15 protein-coding genes and 1 tRNA gene are annotated in these 14,415 nt (G+C 60.2%); 7 read left to right on the plus strand and 9 right to left on the minus strand.

Annotated elements, in window-relative coordinates:
• The first annotated feature begins 142 nt into the window (after positions 1 to 142).
• The gene (locus B2M20_RS17135; protein WP_079448248.1) at positions 143 to 628 is read left to right on the plus strand and encodes a peroxiredoxin; all 486 of its coding nucleotides are present in this window, start codon (positions 143 to 145) and stop codon (positions 626 to 628) included.
• Between the two features lie 132 nt (positions 629 to 760).
• On the opposite strand, the gene rnhA is transcribed toward B2M20_RS17135, so the two are convergent.
• From rnhA to ispH, 3 genes are all read right to left on the minus strand, one after another.
• Positions 761 to 1,216 (minus strand): ribonuclease HI, encoded by a 456-nt coding sequence (gene rnhA / locus B2M20_RS17140; RefSeq protein WP_079448249.1) that lies wholly within the window; start codon positions 1,214 to 1,216, stop codon positions 761 to 763.
• A complete protein-coding gene (locus B2M20_RS17145) occupies positions 1,213 to 2,193 on the minus strand; it encodes a homoserine kinase (RefSeq protein WP_079448250.1) in 981 nt (326 codons plus the stop codon). The genes rnhA and B2M20_RS17145 overlap by 4 nt, the downstream gene beginning before the upstream one ends.
• Positions 2,194 to 2,325: 132 nt before the next feature.
• The gene (ispH, locus tag B2M20_RS17150) at positions 2,326 to 3,288 is read right to left on the minus strand and encodes a 4-hydroxy-3-methylbut-2-enyl diphosphate reductase (protein ID WP_079448251.1); all 963 of its coding nucleotides are present in this window, start codon (positions 3,286 to 3,288) and stop codon (positions 2,326 to 2,328) included.
• A 235-nt stretch (positions 3,289 to 3,523) separates the two neighbouring features.
• On the opposite strand from ispH, the gene B2M20_RS17155 reads away from it, so the two are divergent.
• Positions 3,524 to 4,225, plus strand: coding sequence for a DUF1013 domain-containing protein (locus tag B2M20_RS17155; protein ID WP_079448252.1), 702 nt, complete (start codon positions 3,524 to 3,526; stop codon positions 4,223 to 4,225).
• Positions 4,226 to 4,716: 491 nt separating this feature from the next.
• Here the strand turns inward: B2M20_RS17155 and B2M20_RS17165 are convergent, their stop codons facing one another.
• The 4 genes from B2M20_RS17165 to B2M20_RS17180 form a co-directional block, all read right to left on the minus strand.
• A complete protein-coding gene (locus B2M20_RS17165) occupies positions 4,717 to 4,968 on the minus strand; it encodes a hypothetical protein (RefSeq protein ID WP_173816059.1) in 252 nt (83 codons plus the stop codon).
• A gap of 515 nt (positions 4,969 to 5,483) precedes the next feature.
• Positions 5,484 to 6,569, minus strand: coding sequence for a class II fructose-bisphosphate aldolase (gene fba / locus B2M20_RS17170; protein ID WP_079448255.1), 1,086 nt, complete (start codon positions 6,567 to 6,569; stop codon positions 5,484 to 5,486).
• Between the two features lie 118 nt (positions 6,570 to 6,687).
• Complete coding sequence (locus B2M20_RS17175; protein ID WP_079448256.1) at positions 6,688 to 7,560, minus strand: phosphoribulokinase; 873 nt, start codon at positions 7,558 to 7,560, stop codon at positions 6,688 to 6,690.
• A 12-nt stretch (positions 7,561 to 7,572) separates the two neighbouring features.
• Complete coding sequence (locus B2M20_RS17180) at positions 7,573 to 8,610, minus strand: class 1 fructose-bisphosphatase (protein ID WP_079448258.1); 1,038 nt, start codon at positions 8,608 to 8,610, stop codon at positions 7,573 to 7,575.
• A gap of 128 nt (positions 8,611 to 8,738) precedes the next feature.
• Here B2M20_RS17180 and B2M20_RS17185 point away from each other — a divergent pair, with 128 nt between their 5' ends.
• Complete coding sequence (locus B2M20_RS17185; protein ID WP_079448259.1) at positions 8,739 to 9,704, plus strand: LysR family transcriptional regulator; 966 nt, start codon at positions 8,739 to 8,741, stop codon at positions 9,702 to 9,704.
• Positions 9,705 to 9,986: 282 nt separating this feature from the next.
• On the opposite strand, the gene B2M20_RS17195 is transcribed toward B2M20_RS17185, so the two are convergent.
• A tRNA-Pro gene (locus tag B2M20_RS17195) sits at positions 9,987 to 10,063 on the minus strand.
• Positions 10,064 to 10,130: 67 nt separating this feature from the next.
• Between B2M20_RS17195 and B2M20_RS17200 the strand changes: the two genes are divergently transcribed.
• Both B2M20_RS17200 and B2M20_RS17205 read left to right on the plus strand, forming a co-directional pair.
• Positions 10,131 to 11,117 (plus strand): L-threonylcarbamoyladenylate synthase, encoded by a 987-nt coding sequence (locus B2M20_RS17200; RefSeq protein ID WP_079448261.1) that lies wholly within the window; start codon positions 10,131 to 10,133, stop codon positions 11,115 to 11,117.
• Complete coding sequence (locus tag B2M20_RS17205; protein ID WP_087881218.1) at positions 11,117 to 12,559, plus strand: FAD-binding oxidoreductase; 1,443 nt, start codon at positions 11,117 to 11,119, stop codon at positions 12,557 to 12,559. The genes B2M20_RS17200 and B2M20_RS17205 overlap by 1 nt, the downstream gene beginning before the upstream one ends.
• A gap of 61 nt (positions 12,560 to 12,620) precedes the next feature.
• Here the strand turns inward: B2M20_RS17205 and B2M20_RS17210 are convergent, their stop codons facing one another.
• Positions 12,621 to 13,388: an SOS response-associated peptidase gene (locus B2M20_RS17210; protein ID WP_079448262.1), complete on the minus strand. Its 768-nt coding sequence runs from the start codon at positions 13,386 to 13,388 to the stop codon at positions 12,621 to 12,623.
• Positions 13,389 to 13,451: 63 nt separating this feature from the next.
• Between B2M20_RS17210 and B2M20_RS17215 the strand changes: the two genes are divergently transcribed.
• Positions 13,452 to 13,964, plus strand: coding sequence for a hypothetical protein (locus tag B2M20_RS17215; protein ID WP_079448264.1), 513 nt, complete (start codon positions 13,452 to 13,454; stop codon positions 13,962 to 13,964).
• Positions 13,964 to 14,383 carry an NUDIX hydrolase gene (locus B2M20_RS17220; protein WP_079448266.1) on the plus strand — a complete coding sequence of 140 codons (420 nt, stop codon included), beginning with the start codon at positions 13,964 to 13,966 and terminating at the stop codon, positions 14,381 to 14,383. Before B2M20_RS17215 ends, B2M20_RS17220 begins: the two co-directional genes overlap by 1 nt.
• The last annotated feature ends 32 nt before the right edge of the window (positions 14,384 to 14,415 follow it).

Genomic DNA, 14,415 nt, shown 5'->3' on the forward strand with positions numbered 1-14,415 from the left:
AGCGTTATATTTGAGACGTTTTCGCGATGTAGACCCGAAAGCGCGTTATGGAGGTACGGTGAACGGGTAGCCGTTGCTATTTCGCTGTTGGAATATTGTACCTCCCTCCCTCCCCACGCTGCCATTCCATGGAGATTTGACGATGACCATCAAAGTTGGCGACCGCCTGCCCGATGCGACGTTTCGTATCATGACCGAGGACGGGGTCCAGACCAAAAGCACCGGCGACATCTTCAAAGGAAAGAAAGTAGCGTTGTTCGCGGTGCCCGGTGCCTACACAGGCACCTGTCATAAACAGCATCTGCCGAGTATTTTCGCTAGCGCTCGCGCCATCAAGGACAAGGGCGTGAACGAGATCGCCATTGTCTCGGTCAATGACGTGTTCGTCCTGAGCGCCTGGAAGCGCGATACCGACCAGCGTAACGAGGCGATGTTCCTTGCGGACGGCAACGCCGAGTTCGCGAAGGCGATCGGCCTGGAGTTCGACGGCTCCGAGAAGGGTCTCGGCATCCGCTCGAAGCGCTATTCCATGCTGGTCGAGGACGGGGTGGTGAAGAAACTGAACGTCGAGGACTCGCCTGGCAAGGTCGAGGTCTCCGGCGGAGATACGTTGGTCGAGCAGTTGTAAAAATTGATGTCATGCGCGGGCATAGCCGTTCGAAGAACGGGGTCGCTCCCGCTCGTTATGACCCGCGCATCCATCTTCTTCGTAGGATTTTTGAAATAGATTGCCGGGTCAAGTCCGGCAATGATGAGTGACTTACTTCAACCTCGCCATCGCCACGCCTTCGCGCGCAAGCTGATCGGCGCGCTCGTTCTCGTCATGGCCGGCATGGCCCTTGATCCAGTGCCAACGCACGTCATGAGGCTTCAACGCATCGTCGAGCCGCTGCCAGAGATCGGCGTTCTTCACTGGCTTCTTATCGGCGGTACGCCAGCCGTTCCGCTTCCAGTTGTGAATCCAGCCGGTGATGCCTTGCCGTACGTATTGGCTGTCGGTGGTGAGATCGACAAGCGCCGGACGCTTCAGCGCCTCCAACGCTGAGATCGCCGCCAGCAACTCCATCCGGTTGTTGGTGGTATGCGGTTCGCCACCTTTCAGTTCTTTTTCGATTTCACCGAACCGCAGGATCGCGCCCCAGCCGCCGGGACCCGGGTTGCCTGAGCAGGCGCCGTCCGTGAAAATCGTGACATGCGGAAGCGCGGGCGAATTCACGCCACCAGCCCCGAGAGCGCGACGCCGTAGTCGCGAACGCTGCCGACACGCTGCTGGAAACGCAGCTTGCGGACGTATTCGAGCGGGTCTTTCGGTTTCACCAGCGCGCCGGCGGGCACGTTGAGAAAATCGACCAGCCGCGTCAGCAGAAACCGCAACGCGGCGCCCCGCGCGAGCAAAGGCAACGCCGCCTGTTCGGCCTCCGACAGCGCGCGCTCGCAATTGTAGGCGGCAAGCAGCGCCCGGGCCTTGGTGACGTTGAAGGAATGATCCGGCTCGAAACACCAGGCGTTGAGGCAGATCGCGACGTCATAGGCCAAGAAATCATTGCAAGCGAAATAGAAATCGATCAGCCCCGACAACCTCTCGCCGAGAAACAGCACGTTATCAGGAAACAGGTCGGCATGGATCACGCCAGCCGGCAGCTTCTCCGGCCAGTGTGCTTCAAGGTGGTCGAGTTCAGCCTTGAGAAAATCGTGCAAACCCTGTTGCACGGTATCGATGCAAGCTCCGGCCTGTTCGAACAGCGGCCGCCAACTGGACACCGACAGCGCATTAGCGCGGCTCATGGGGAAATCACCGCCGGCGAGATGCAGCTTCGCCAGCGCAGCGCCAGTCGCGGCGCAATGAGCGACGTTCGGCTTCCGTGGCCACACGCCCTCGAGAAAATCGATGATGGCGGCAGGACGCCCCGCGAGTCGGCCAAGCGTTTCGCCGCCGCGCGCCTTGACCGGCTGCGGACACACAATGCCGTGGGTCGCAAGATGACCCATCAAACCGAGAAAGAACGGCAGGTCGTCGATGGCGACGCGCTTTTCATAGAGCGTCAGGAAAAACGATCCGGAGGTGGTGTGCAGCAGATAGTTAGAGTTCTCGACGCCTTCGGCGATGCCCTTGTAGGACAGTATCTCGCCGATATCGTAGGCTTTCAGAAAATCCGCAAGCTCCTCGGCGGCGACGTCGGTGTAGACCGCCATCTCGTATCCTCGTTCCGGTCCCGGTCGTGCTACAGTGTTTTCGAGCGAAGTGGGTACCGGTTGGCGTGAAGAAAACGCGTCAAATCAGAATCATAGAGCCTCGCTTCTGATTCCATCAGAAGCGGAAAGACCTTAGGCGGCGTCAGGCCGCAGCGAGCGGGGCAGCGGGAAAAACTCGTTTTCTTCCGCAGCCGAAACCGTTTCCACCTCGAGTTCATAGCACGCAGCGAATGCGTCCATGATTTCCTCGACGATGACTTCGGGCGCCGACGCGCCCGCGGTGATCCCAAGGCTTCTGATGCCCTCGAACATGCTCCAGTCGAGATCGCTGGCGCGCTGCGCAAGCACGGATACTTTGCAACCCTCGCGCTCGGCAACTTCGCGCAGCCGCTGCGAATTGGAGGAGTTCGGCGCTCCGACCACGATCAGCGCGTCGACCACCGGCGCGACCTTCTTGACGGCCAACTGGCGGTTGGTGGTGGCGTAGCAGATGTCTTCCTTGTGCGGACCATGGATGTCCGGAAAGCGTTGCTTCAGTACCGCCACGATCTCGGCGGTGTCGTCGATGGACAGCGTGGTTTGAGTCACGAAAGCAAGATTACCGGCATCTTTCGGCGTGAATTTCTCGGCATCCTCAGCGGTTTCGATCAGAGTCACCGCACCCGCCGGCAATTGGCCGACGGTGCCGACCACTTCCGGGTGATGGGAATGCCCGATCAGCAGAATCTCGTGGCCGCGCTTGAAATGGATCGCCGCCTCGCGGTGAACCTTGGTCACGAGAGGACAGGTGGCATCGAGCGAAAAGAAATTACGCCTCTGAGCATCTGCAGGAACCGACTTCGGCACGCCATGGGCGGAAAAAACCACCGGCGCCTTGGTGTCGTCGGGGATCTCCGCCAGTTCCTCGACGAAGATCGCTCCCTTGGCGCGAAGGCTATCGACAACATAGCGATTATGGACGATTTCGTGACGCACATAGACCGGCGCGCCATACAGCGTCAGCGCACGTTCCACGGTATCGATCGCCCTGACCACCCCGGCGCAGAAGCCGCGGGGCGAGCAAAGCACGATTTTAAGTTTTGGTTTAGCATTCATGAGGCGATCCGGGCCGAATCATCCCACACCGGCGGGGCGGGAACGGCCAATACTTAAGAGATGACTTTGGACGGCTTTCGGGCGCTGTCAAGGCAGGTTCCGTAAACCAGGGATCGACAGAGCAAACCATTGCGCGGCCGACCTCCGGCAGCATATATAGACCCCAATTCCCGTCATCGTCGATGACCAAAAGGCTTTGCTCTGAGGGGTGGGCAAAGCGCAAAGGAGATTTGCCATGAGCAATGCACCGCTGATGCCGAAAGCGACTGCCGTGTGGCTCGTCGACAATACCGCGCTGTCGTTCGACCAGGTCGCTGACTTCACCAAGATGCATCCCCTGGAGGTCCGCGCCATCGCTGACGGCGATGCCGCCCAGGGCATCAAGGGCATGGACCCGATCTCCACCGGCCAACTCACCCGCGACGAGATCGAGAAGGGCGAAAAGGACCCGGACTACCGCCTCAGGCTCAGTGAGAGCAAAGTGGTGCTGCCACCGGCAGCCAAGAAAAAGGGCCCCCGCTACACCCCGGTGTCACGCCGCCACGAGCGGCCAAGCGCGATCCTCTGGCTCGTGCGCAATCATCCGGAATTGAAGGACGCTCAAATCATGCGTCTGGTAGGCACGACCAAAACCACGATTGCCGCGGTGCGCGACCGCACCCACTGGAACGCTTCGACTCTGACTCCGATGGATCCGGTGACGCTGGGGCTTTGCTCGCAGATCGAACTCGATTTCGAGGTGCAACGCGCGGCCAAGGAGAAGCCGACCGATCAGCAATATGGCGGCGCTACCTTACTGCCGGCGTCCGAGACCACCCGTCAGGACAGCGAATTCGAACCTACCGAAAAGCAGCAGGACGATCTCAACGTCGATGCCGTATTCGCCAAGCTGAAGACAATCGGCGGCAAGAAGGCCGAGGAGGAGGACGAGCGCTAACGTTTGTCGCCTCAGCCTTGAAAGGTTCGGATCCGGCGATATGATTGCGGACGCAAACGGTTTCAAACACGACTTCAATTCTCGTGAAAGTCCGCGACGCCATCCAAGCGATAGTACCAAGAGCTTTCGGGTCACAAATGAAGCGCAATGGCAAAGCACTGGAGCAACTAAAGCGCCATCGGATTTTTGCGACCGAGGTAACGATTCTGTGTCTCTGGATTTCGCTAGATAATTTCTGGAACGCCCTCAGTCAGGGCAGAATATATTATTCGGGCCGATTTACTTCTGGCCACTGGATCACAGCACACGACCATCCTGTTGCTTTTGTCTACACCCTGGTTGTGACGGCTGCAGTTCTTTCTATCGGACTTTTCACGTTCTATGTTGCATGGATTCTGAAATATCGCGACGAACCACGATCCGAGCCCAGTTCGCAGGACGGGAGTTAAGCCGTGACGTTCGTGAGTCCGCTGGCTTAGAAAATCAGTCGGCTACTGTCCGTTCAGCATCCGCTCGGCAAGATCCCGATGGGTGCGTTCCATCCGATCCGATCGCGTGGCGGCGACGTCACGATTTTTGCGGCAGGCAGTGTAGGCTGCGGATCCCTGCGGTCCGCCCTGCGCCTGGCAATAGCCATCGTCATCGCTCTGGGACAGCGCGTTCGAATTGTGGCGCTCAAGATTAGCGCATCCGCCCAGTGACAGCGCGGCCAGGACGATGGCCGCGTGGCGTGTGGATGTCATTCGTCCTCCCATGATCGTCCCCCGACTGCCAGAGCTTGGAGCATGATCCCGAAGGGTAAGAACCACTTTCGATAAGATCGATAAGATCATGGTCAAATGAAAGTAACGCTTCAGCCTGATACAATGCGATTGAATGAGACTGAAGCGACTGTTTGAACCCGATTGCGGGGATTGTAAGTCCATCGAATATTTCGGCGGTGCTGTGACATCACGCGCCAGAATGCGGCGGCACGGGCGTCCCGATCGGCTTACCCTCGTATTTTCTCCTGGATATTCAGGGCACTTCCGAGAGAAAGGCTCCGTCGCCATGCAAGACGACGGAGCAGTACATCCGGGGCTGGACGATCGGGAGGATGAATCGTCCTAGTTGGAACCGGATGGAGGCATGTCACGAGGTGCTAGACTGGCCCTCGGGACGTGCGGTCACCGCATGGGAGACGGTGGTGTAGCGATGCTGCGGCAATCGGCCTTCCGGCGGTCAAGCCGGAGGCCGGGCTGCGCCAGCCAGGATCGTATCACTCGGCCGCGACGGCTGTTTCACCGATACGCGGATCAAGTTTACCGGTGCGGTAAAGCTTGGCCATTTCAGCCAATGGGATCACCTTGATCTTCGAGGCATTCCCGGCAGTGCCGAACTGCTCGAAACGCTCGCGGCAGAGGTCGCGCATTGCATCCATCGCGGGTTTCAGGAACTTGCGTGGATCGAATTCGCTCTTGTTGCTGGCCGCGACTTTCCGGAATACCGCAGTCATGGCCAGACGGCAGTCGGTGTCGATATTGACCTTGCGAACGCCATGCTTGATGCCGCGAACGATTTCCTCGACCGGCACGCCCCAGGTCTGCGGCATCTCGCCGCCGAACTTGTTGAACTCATCCTGCAGATGCTGCGGCACCGAAGACGAGCCATGCATCACCAGATGGGTATTGGGAAGGCGGCGGTGGATTTCCTCGACCACCTTCATGGCGAGAATGTCGCCGTCCGGCTTGCGCGAGAATTTGTAGGCGCCGTGCGAGGTGCCCATCGCGATCGCCAGAGCGTCGACCTTGGTCGCGCGGACGAAATCGACGGCCTGATCCGGATCGGTCAGCAGTTGATCGTGGCTAACCGGCCCTTCGATGCCGTGCCCGTCTTCCTGCTCGCCGCCACCGTGCTCGAGCGAGCCAAGCACGCCCAGTTCGCCTTCCACCGAGGCGCCGACCCAGTGCGCCAAGTCAACGACGCGGCGGGTGATGTCGACGTTATATTCGTAGTCCGCTGCGGTCTTGGCGTCGGCCTTGAGCGAGCCGTCCATCATGACCGAGGTGAAACCGTACTTGATCGCGGTGGCGCAGGTCGATTCCTCGTTGCCGTGATCCTGATGCATGCACAGCGGAATATGCGGATACATCTGGTCCAACGCGTCGATCATGTTCGCGAGCATGATGTCGTTGGCGTAGGAGCGCGCGCCCCGCGAAGCCTGCATGATGACCGGCGCATCGACGGCGGCCGCAGCCTCCATGATGGCAAGTCCCTGCTCCATATTGTTGATGTTGAACGCCGGCACGCCGTAGCCATGCTCTGCAGCGTGATCCAGCAACTGTCTCAAAGTTATGCGCGCCATGTCGGTTCCCTCCCCATCTGGCTATCGTGAAAAGATGTCGCGTTTAGCGCGATCGTATTGTTGGCCACGCCCCGTCTTGACGCCGCCGGGGCTGGCGATTTCGGACATGCGATTTCACTCATGCGCGTTTCTTTCGCTCGATGAGCTGAAGGATGAGCGGCGTCAGGATCAACTGCATCGCGAGGTCCAGCTTGGATCCGTGGATGACGATAGAGTTGGCGCGCGACATAAAGCTGCTCGGAATCATCGACAGCAGATACGGAAAATCGATCCCGCGCGGATTCTTGAGGCGGATGACGACCATCGACTCGTCGGGCGTCGGTATCCACCGGGAGATGAACGGGTTCGAAGTATCCACCGTCGGCACGCGTTGGAAATTGATGTCCGTCTCAGCGAATTGAGGACAGATATAATTGACGTAATCCGGCATGCGCCGGAGGATGGTGTCGGTGACCGCCTCGGTGGAATAGCCGCGCGCATTCCGGTCGCGGTGCAGCTTCTGGATCCATTCGAGATTGATGACGGGAACGACACCGATCTTGAGATCCGCGTACTGAGCGACATTTACCTTGTCGGTCACAACGGCCCCGTGAAGACCCTCGTAGAACAACAAATCCGAGGCATCCGGCAGAGGCTGCCAGTCCGTAAACGTTCCAGGAGGAACACCGTGCAGCGCCGATTCCGCATCGTCGTGAACATAGTATCGCGTGTTGCCCGTTCCGGTCTCGCCATAGCTACGGAACACACCCTCAAGTTCGGCGAACAAGTTGGTTTCAGGACTGAAATGACTGAAGTGCTTGTTGCCCTTGTCCGATTCCTCGGCCATGCGGGTGCGCATTTCAGCGCGATTGTAACGGTGGAAGGCGTCGCCTTCGATGTAGGCCGCAACGACATTCTCGCGGCGGAAAATCTGCTCGAAGGTTCGCTTGACGGACGTCGTACCGGCGCCCGACGAACCCGTAATTGATATGATGGGATGCTTCCTTGACACGATATCAGCCCCTCAAACGCGAAACAGACCGCGGTTCCCGAACAACGGCGCATTCGCTTCCAGAGCGACGTCGGGGACCGTATGCATATGTTCGAGCCGCTGGACGTTCTTGATCGAACCCATAATCAGCGGCACTCGCTGATGAAGGCTGTCGGGTACGATATCGAGAACCCGCTTTCGTCCGGTCGAAGCGCCGCCGCCCGCCTGCTCGACGATGAAAGCCATCGGGTGCGCCTCGTAAACCAGGCGCAGGCGCCCTTCCTCATAGCCGTCCCGAGCGTCTCCGGGATAGAGGAAAATACCGCCGCGAATAAGAATGCGGAAAGCCTCCGCGACGAGCGAGCCGATCCAGCGCATGTTGAAATTCTTGCCGCAGGGGCCATCGGCTCCCGCAAGGCACTCATCGATATAGGCGCGAACCGGCAGGTCCCAGTGCCGCCTGTTCGATGCATTGATCGCGAACTCGTTTGCGTCCGTCGGGATTTGCACTGACGATCCGGTGAGCTTGAACACCCTGTCGGCTCGGTCAAGCGTGAAGATGTCGACACCCCGCCCGAGCGTGAGAACGAGAGAGGTCTGCGGACCATAGACAACGAAACCGGCCGCAAGCTGCGCACTTCCTGCTTGCCTGAAGGCCGCATTGACATCGGAAGGCGTCGGCATGATTGAAAAAATCGTACCTACCGACATGTTCGTGTTGATGTTCGACGAACCGTCCAACGGATCGAATGCAACGCAGATCGGCGCGCCCGGATTCAAAATATCCAGATCCGCCATTTCCTCCGAGGCAAGCGCTGCGATCGGCAGCTTGCCGAGAGCGTCGCGAATAATTTGATCGGCGCGAACATCGAGATCTTTTTGAACATCACCGTCGGTGTTACGACCTTGTGCCTGTCCGGTGATCCCGGCCAACGCTCCGCGGCAGGTCAGATCGGAAATATCGACCGCAGCCCGCGCAAGCGCAGCTACTGCTTCCTTCACTGCCTGGCGGAGCGGATCCGATCCCGCCTCGCCATCCATCCTTTGCTGCAGTGTCAGCTCTTGGCTCATTCAGACTCCCCCTCGGCCGCAATCTCCAAACAGCCGATTTGCCGCTTTCCAGAGCATCGCGAGAATTGACTCGTTGCATGTAATAAGTACAATTTCAATATCCTTCATCGAGGCAAAAATTTTCTTATATGATCACGAAGCTTCGCGACGTTACAATTCGGCAGCTTCGTGCTTTGGCATCGGTTGCGGTAGGAGGTAGCGTCACTGCCGCCGCCAACAAATTGCATTTGACTCAACCTGCGGTCACGCTGCAATTGCGGAATCTTCAGCAACTCTGCGGACTGCCTCTGCTCCAGCGAACCAGCGATGGCATGGTTCTCACGCCTGCTGGACAGGAGTTGTACACGCTTTTCGAGCGCATCGAAGCTGCGATCGAAAGTTGCGCAACGTCGCTCGACATGATCACCGGTCGAACCGGCGGGCGCATATCGATCGGCGCTGTCAGTACGGCAAAATATTTTGTCCCATTTGCGATTTCCGCGTTTTCGAAGCTTCATCCGGGGATGGACATCAGTCTGACGATCGTCAATCGCCAGGACATACGTCAGGCTCTGCGCAGCTATGCGCTCGATTTTGCCATCATGGGCCACCCGCCTCCCGATATCGAACTGGACCGGCATTTGATCGGCGACCATCCGCATGTCGTCATCGCGCCGACAGGACACCGGCTTGCAAACGCGTCCGGGCTTTCGGCGGTCGATCTGGCGCACGAAAGGTTCGTGTCCCGCAAACCGGGCTCGGGTACACGATTCCTCATGGAACAGTTTTTTGAGAACAGCAATCTCGAGCCCCAGATCGGCATGGAGATGAGCAGCAACGAGACCATCAAGCAGGCGGTCATCGCCGGTCTCGGGATCGCTTTCATCTCGGCGCACACCGTGGCCGTGGAACTTAAGGAAGGCCGGATGATCACGCTCGACATCACCGGGCTTCCTATTATTCGGCAATGGTTCGTCGTCAGGAGAAAAGACAAGGTGTTGCTTCCTCCGGCGCAGGAAATGCTCGATTTCCTGGTCGAAAACGGCCGGCAGTTCCTGCCGCAGGCGCCGCTCGGCCACGGCGGCACTGATCCGGGGCCTACGCCGGCCAGGTGAATCGGCCCGGTAGGTTCGCGCGTGAGCAACCACCGCGCGATCTTGACGCAAAATGCATCGGGTCAACGCTTTTGATCTTTCGCATCGAAAGATCGAAGTCGACGCATAACAGGATACTGAAACGGGAAAATGCATGCCAGACAATCTCGCGGCCGCGTAACAAGCGGTCCGACGTAAACAAGCACTAGCGCCTAGCATACGGCCACCGCACGCATGAGGGGTCAATTCGTCGCGCGCCGCGTTGCGCGGCTGGCGCATCGAAATTATAAGTCATTGAAATGATGGTCGGAGTGGCAGGATTTGAACCTGCGACCCCTGCGTCCCGAACGCAGTGCTCTACCGGGCTGAGCCACACTCCGACAAGACGCGGCTTATAGCCTTGGGTTTCGCGCACCGCAAGAAGCTGAATTGAGAACCGAAACCGCTATGACCGTGGACCTGACAACGCAGATTCGACCGGCCGGGGAGACCGCGACAGCCGCAGCCGCGCGGACGCTGCGCGACGGCGGGCTTGTCGCGTTCCCCACTGAGACGGTTTACGGCCTCGGCGCTGACGCCGCCAACGCGGAGGCGATCACACGGCTCTACCAGGCCAAGGGCAGGCCCGCATTCAATCCGCTAATCGTCCATGTCGGAGACCTTGCGGCCGCGAAACGGACCGCCCGGTTCAATGCCACCGCCCTCGCGCTCGCCGATGCGTTCTGGCCGGGTCCGCTGACGCTGGTGCTGCCGAAGGGCACTCGCTGCCCGGTAGCCGATCTTGCCACCGCGGGCCTCGACACCGTCGCCCTGCGGGTTCCCGCTCATCCAGTGGCGCGCGCTATCCTGCGCGATTTCGGCGGCGCGGTTGTCGCGCCCTCCGCCAACCTGTCGGGCCACGTCTCACCGACGACGGCGGCGCATGTACAAAGCGATCTCGCGGGACGGATCGACCTCATCGTCGACGGCGGACCGGTGGAGGTTGGCATTGAGTCAACCATCATCGGCTGTTTCGATCGGCCGGCGTTGCTGCGTCCCGGCGGAATTCCGCGCGCCGACATCGAGCGCGTGCTGGGCCACACTTTGGCCTCGCCAGATCCCGGCGCGGCCGCTGGACGGCCGCTGGCGTCAGGAATGCTGGACTCGCACTACGCACCACGCGCCCGGATGCGGCTCAATGTAGCGAACCTTACGCGCGGCGAGGCGCTACTGGCTTTCGGTCGGACCGATCTGTCGGGTGTCGACACCGCGGCCGCTGTGATAAATCTGTCCGAATGCGGTGATCTAAAGGAGGCCGCCGCCAATCTTTTCGGCTGTCTTCGCGCCTTAGACACCAGCGGTGCGCGGACCATCGCAGTGATGCCGGTTCCCGACGAGGGGCTCGGGGAAGCCATCAACGACAGGTTGCGCCGCGCCGCCGCCCCGAAAGGCTGATGGACGTGCCGATCGTCAGGCCAGAATTCCTGCAGCCGCCGTTGTCGCCCGATCTGATTGCGCGCCTCACGGCCATCGTCGGCGACAAATATGCGGTAACCGACGCCGAGGAACTGGCGCAATACCTCACGGAGGCGCGCAACCTGTTTCATGGCCGCTCCCCGCTGGTGCTGCGTCCCGCATCGACGGCAGAGGTATCGGCGATCTGCAAGCTCGCGAGTGAACATCGGATCGCGCTGGTCCCGCAGGGCGGCAACACCGGTCTCGTCGGCGGACAGACCCCGCACAGCGGCGAGGTCGTGGTGTCGATGCGGCGGATGGACAGAATCCGCGAAGTCGATACCGCCTCCAACACAATGACGGTCGAGGCCGGCGTTATCCTGCAGACAATCCAGCGGCGCGCCGACGAGGCTGACCGTTTCTTCCCCTTGTCGCTCGGCGCTGAAGGAAGCTGCACCATCGGCGGCAATCTCTCGACCAATGCCGGCGGCACCGGCGCGCTGGCGTATGGCGTGGCTCGCGACATGGCGCTCGGCCTCGAGGTGGTGCTGGCCGACGGGCGCATCCTCAACGGTTTGTCCAAGCTGAAAAAGGACAATACCGGCTACGATCTGCGCAACCTGTTCATCGGCGCCGAAGGCACCCTCGGTATCATCACCGCCGCGGTCGTGAAGCTGTTCTCGAAACCGCGCTCGGTGCAAACCGCTTTCGTTGGCCTGAAATCGCCGGCCGACGCTCTGAAACTGCTGGCCATCTCTCAGGCCGAAGCGGCCGGGAGCCTGACAAGTTTCGAACTGCTTGCAGAGATCTGCGTCGACATCTGCCTCAAGCACGGCACCGACATCCGCGATCCGCTCGCTTACCGCCATCCCTGGTATGTGCTGATGGAAATCTCATCGTCGCGTGACGATGCGGCTGCGACCGTTGAGGCCGTTCTCGATCGGGGCATAAGGAACGGCTTCGTCGGCGATGCGGTTCTTGCGGCCAGCCTTCAGCAGCGAGCGGCGTTCTGGAAGCTGCGCGAGACGATCCCGCCGGCACAGAAACGGGAGGGCGGCTCGATCAAGCACGATATCTCTGTGCCCGTCGCCGCCGTACCTGCCTTCATCGCCGAGGCCAATATCGCCGTGGCAAAGCTCATTCCGGACGCCCGCCCGGTCCCGTTCGGCCACCTTGGAGATGGCAACATTCACTACAATGTCAGCCAACCCGTGAGCGGGATGACGACACAGGAATTTCTCGCCCGGTGGCAGGAGGTCAATGCCGTCGTCTTCAAGATCGCGCTGCGGATGGGCGGCTCGATTTCCGCTGAACACGGTATCGGCGTGCTGAAGCGCGATGATCTGCCCGGCGTGAAGGACAAGACGGCAATCGAAGTGATGCGCGGCATTAAGGCGCTATTCGACCCTCTCGGCATCATGAATCCGGGCAAGGTACTGTAGGGGTTGGAAAACGGCAGCTTTTTTGAAATGGCGCAATGGCCACGAAATGTTGCTTTCCACGTCAGAACAGCGAGCCCTGACCATCGTCGCTTAAGGTTGCGGACGCAGCCTTGCGAGCCGCTGGCTTCTTTGCGGCCTGCTTCGCCTCGCTTTCCAGTTGCTCTGCTGAGATTGGCATAATCAGTTGCTCATCGTCGTGGACGACATGGTTCACGCGCGCCGACACCTCATGCCAGACGAATTCGCCGTTTTCCGGCGCGCGCAGCAACAGCGCAGCCTCTTCGGATTCGATAGCGGCGCCGTCGAGCCAGCGCGCGCGATCCGCAGGAGCGATCGTCACCGGCACGCGCGGATGCAAGGTCGCGAGATCGCCGCGCGCCGCCGTGGTGACGATGGCGACCGTATCAAGCTCTTCGCCGTTCGGCCCGACCCAGGTCTCTGCAAGGCCCGCAAACGCGATCAGCCTGCCATTGCCCGGCCGGATGAAGAACGGCCGCTTTCGTTCTTCCGATTGATGCCATTCGTAGTAGCCGTCGGCCGGAAGCAGGCAGCGGCGCCGTTTCATCGCGTTCTTGAAAGAGGGCTTGTCCAGCACCGTCTCGGCGCGGGCATTAATGAGAAGCGCGAACTGCCGGGGGTCCTTGACCCAGGCCGGAATCAGGCCCCACCGCATGAGACGGAAACGCCGGGCATCATTCTCAAGGATGACGACAGGAGCCGGCTGGGTCGGCGCAATATTGTACCGCGGCGGGAAATTCGGCTGTTCGGCGTACCCAAAAACCTGACGCATCGCCTCCGGCGGCGACAAGATCACGTAGCGCCCGCACATTTCATTGTCCCAACAGATGCGACATTCAATCCGTTTTAATATCGGAGTCCAACACTGGAACGAATGACATCGACGGCCAACGAATCACCCTTCTCTCCAGCAATCGCGACGCAAGCCGACCAGAACGGGGCGGGCAGCGGGGCCGCGCTGGCGGCCGCCAATATCAACCCGCAAAGCGGCCTTGCGACTGACTATCTCAATCACTTCAACGAAGCCATCATGCTGCTCGAAATGATACCAGACATGCCCGATTGCGTGGAGGATTTCCTAAATTGGCGGCCCCTGACCTACCGGGAGCATTTCATGGCCTCGAATTTCAAGGCACGCGAGCAGGCGATCCAGGCTTATGAAAACGCCAACCCCGACATTCGCGCCAAATTCGATAAGCTGACTGCCACCATGACCTCAATCCTGACCGCAGTGGCTTCGGCGATGAAGGAGGTTCGCCAGCACGAGACACGCGCCGCGCTTGCGACACAGGCGGTCGGCTGGATCAAGCCGATGGTCATGCGGGCCGGCGGCATCATCAATGGTCAGGGTGGCGAAACCGATGTCGATTACATTATGAACCACTGATGCCTCCCGCGCGTCAGTTTCCGCAACTCGCCGTCAGCGCCGCGATCTTCCGCGACGGCAAGATTTTGCTGGTGCGCCGCGCCCGGCCGCCCGGCAAGGGCTTGCACTCTCTACCCGGCGGACGAATCGAATTCGGCGAGACCGTCGCTGGCGCGCTACATCGCGAGGTGGCGGAGGAAACCGGGCTCACGATCGAGATTATCGGTCTCGTGGGCTGGCGGGAGGTGATGCCGACTCGGCCCGGCGACGGGCATTACATCGTGATGTCGTTCGCGACCCGTTGGATCGCAGGCGACCCCATCCTGAACGACGAACTCGACGCCTTCAGTTGGGTCGCCCCCGAGTTGCCAGGCGAATTGCGGCTCACCGAAGGTCTGCAAACCATCATCGATTCCGCACGGCGGCTCGTCGGGGTTTGAACCGGGGTTGAAAGCCCTGTGCAGATCGTCCC

The sequence above is a fragment of the Nitrobacter vulgaris genome (genome assembly GCF_002028545.1).
GTDB classification, from domain to species: Bacteria; Pseudomonadota; Alphaproteobacteria; order Rhizobiales; family Xanthobacteraceae; genus Nitrobacter; species Nitrobacter vulgaris.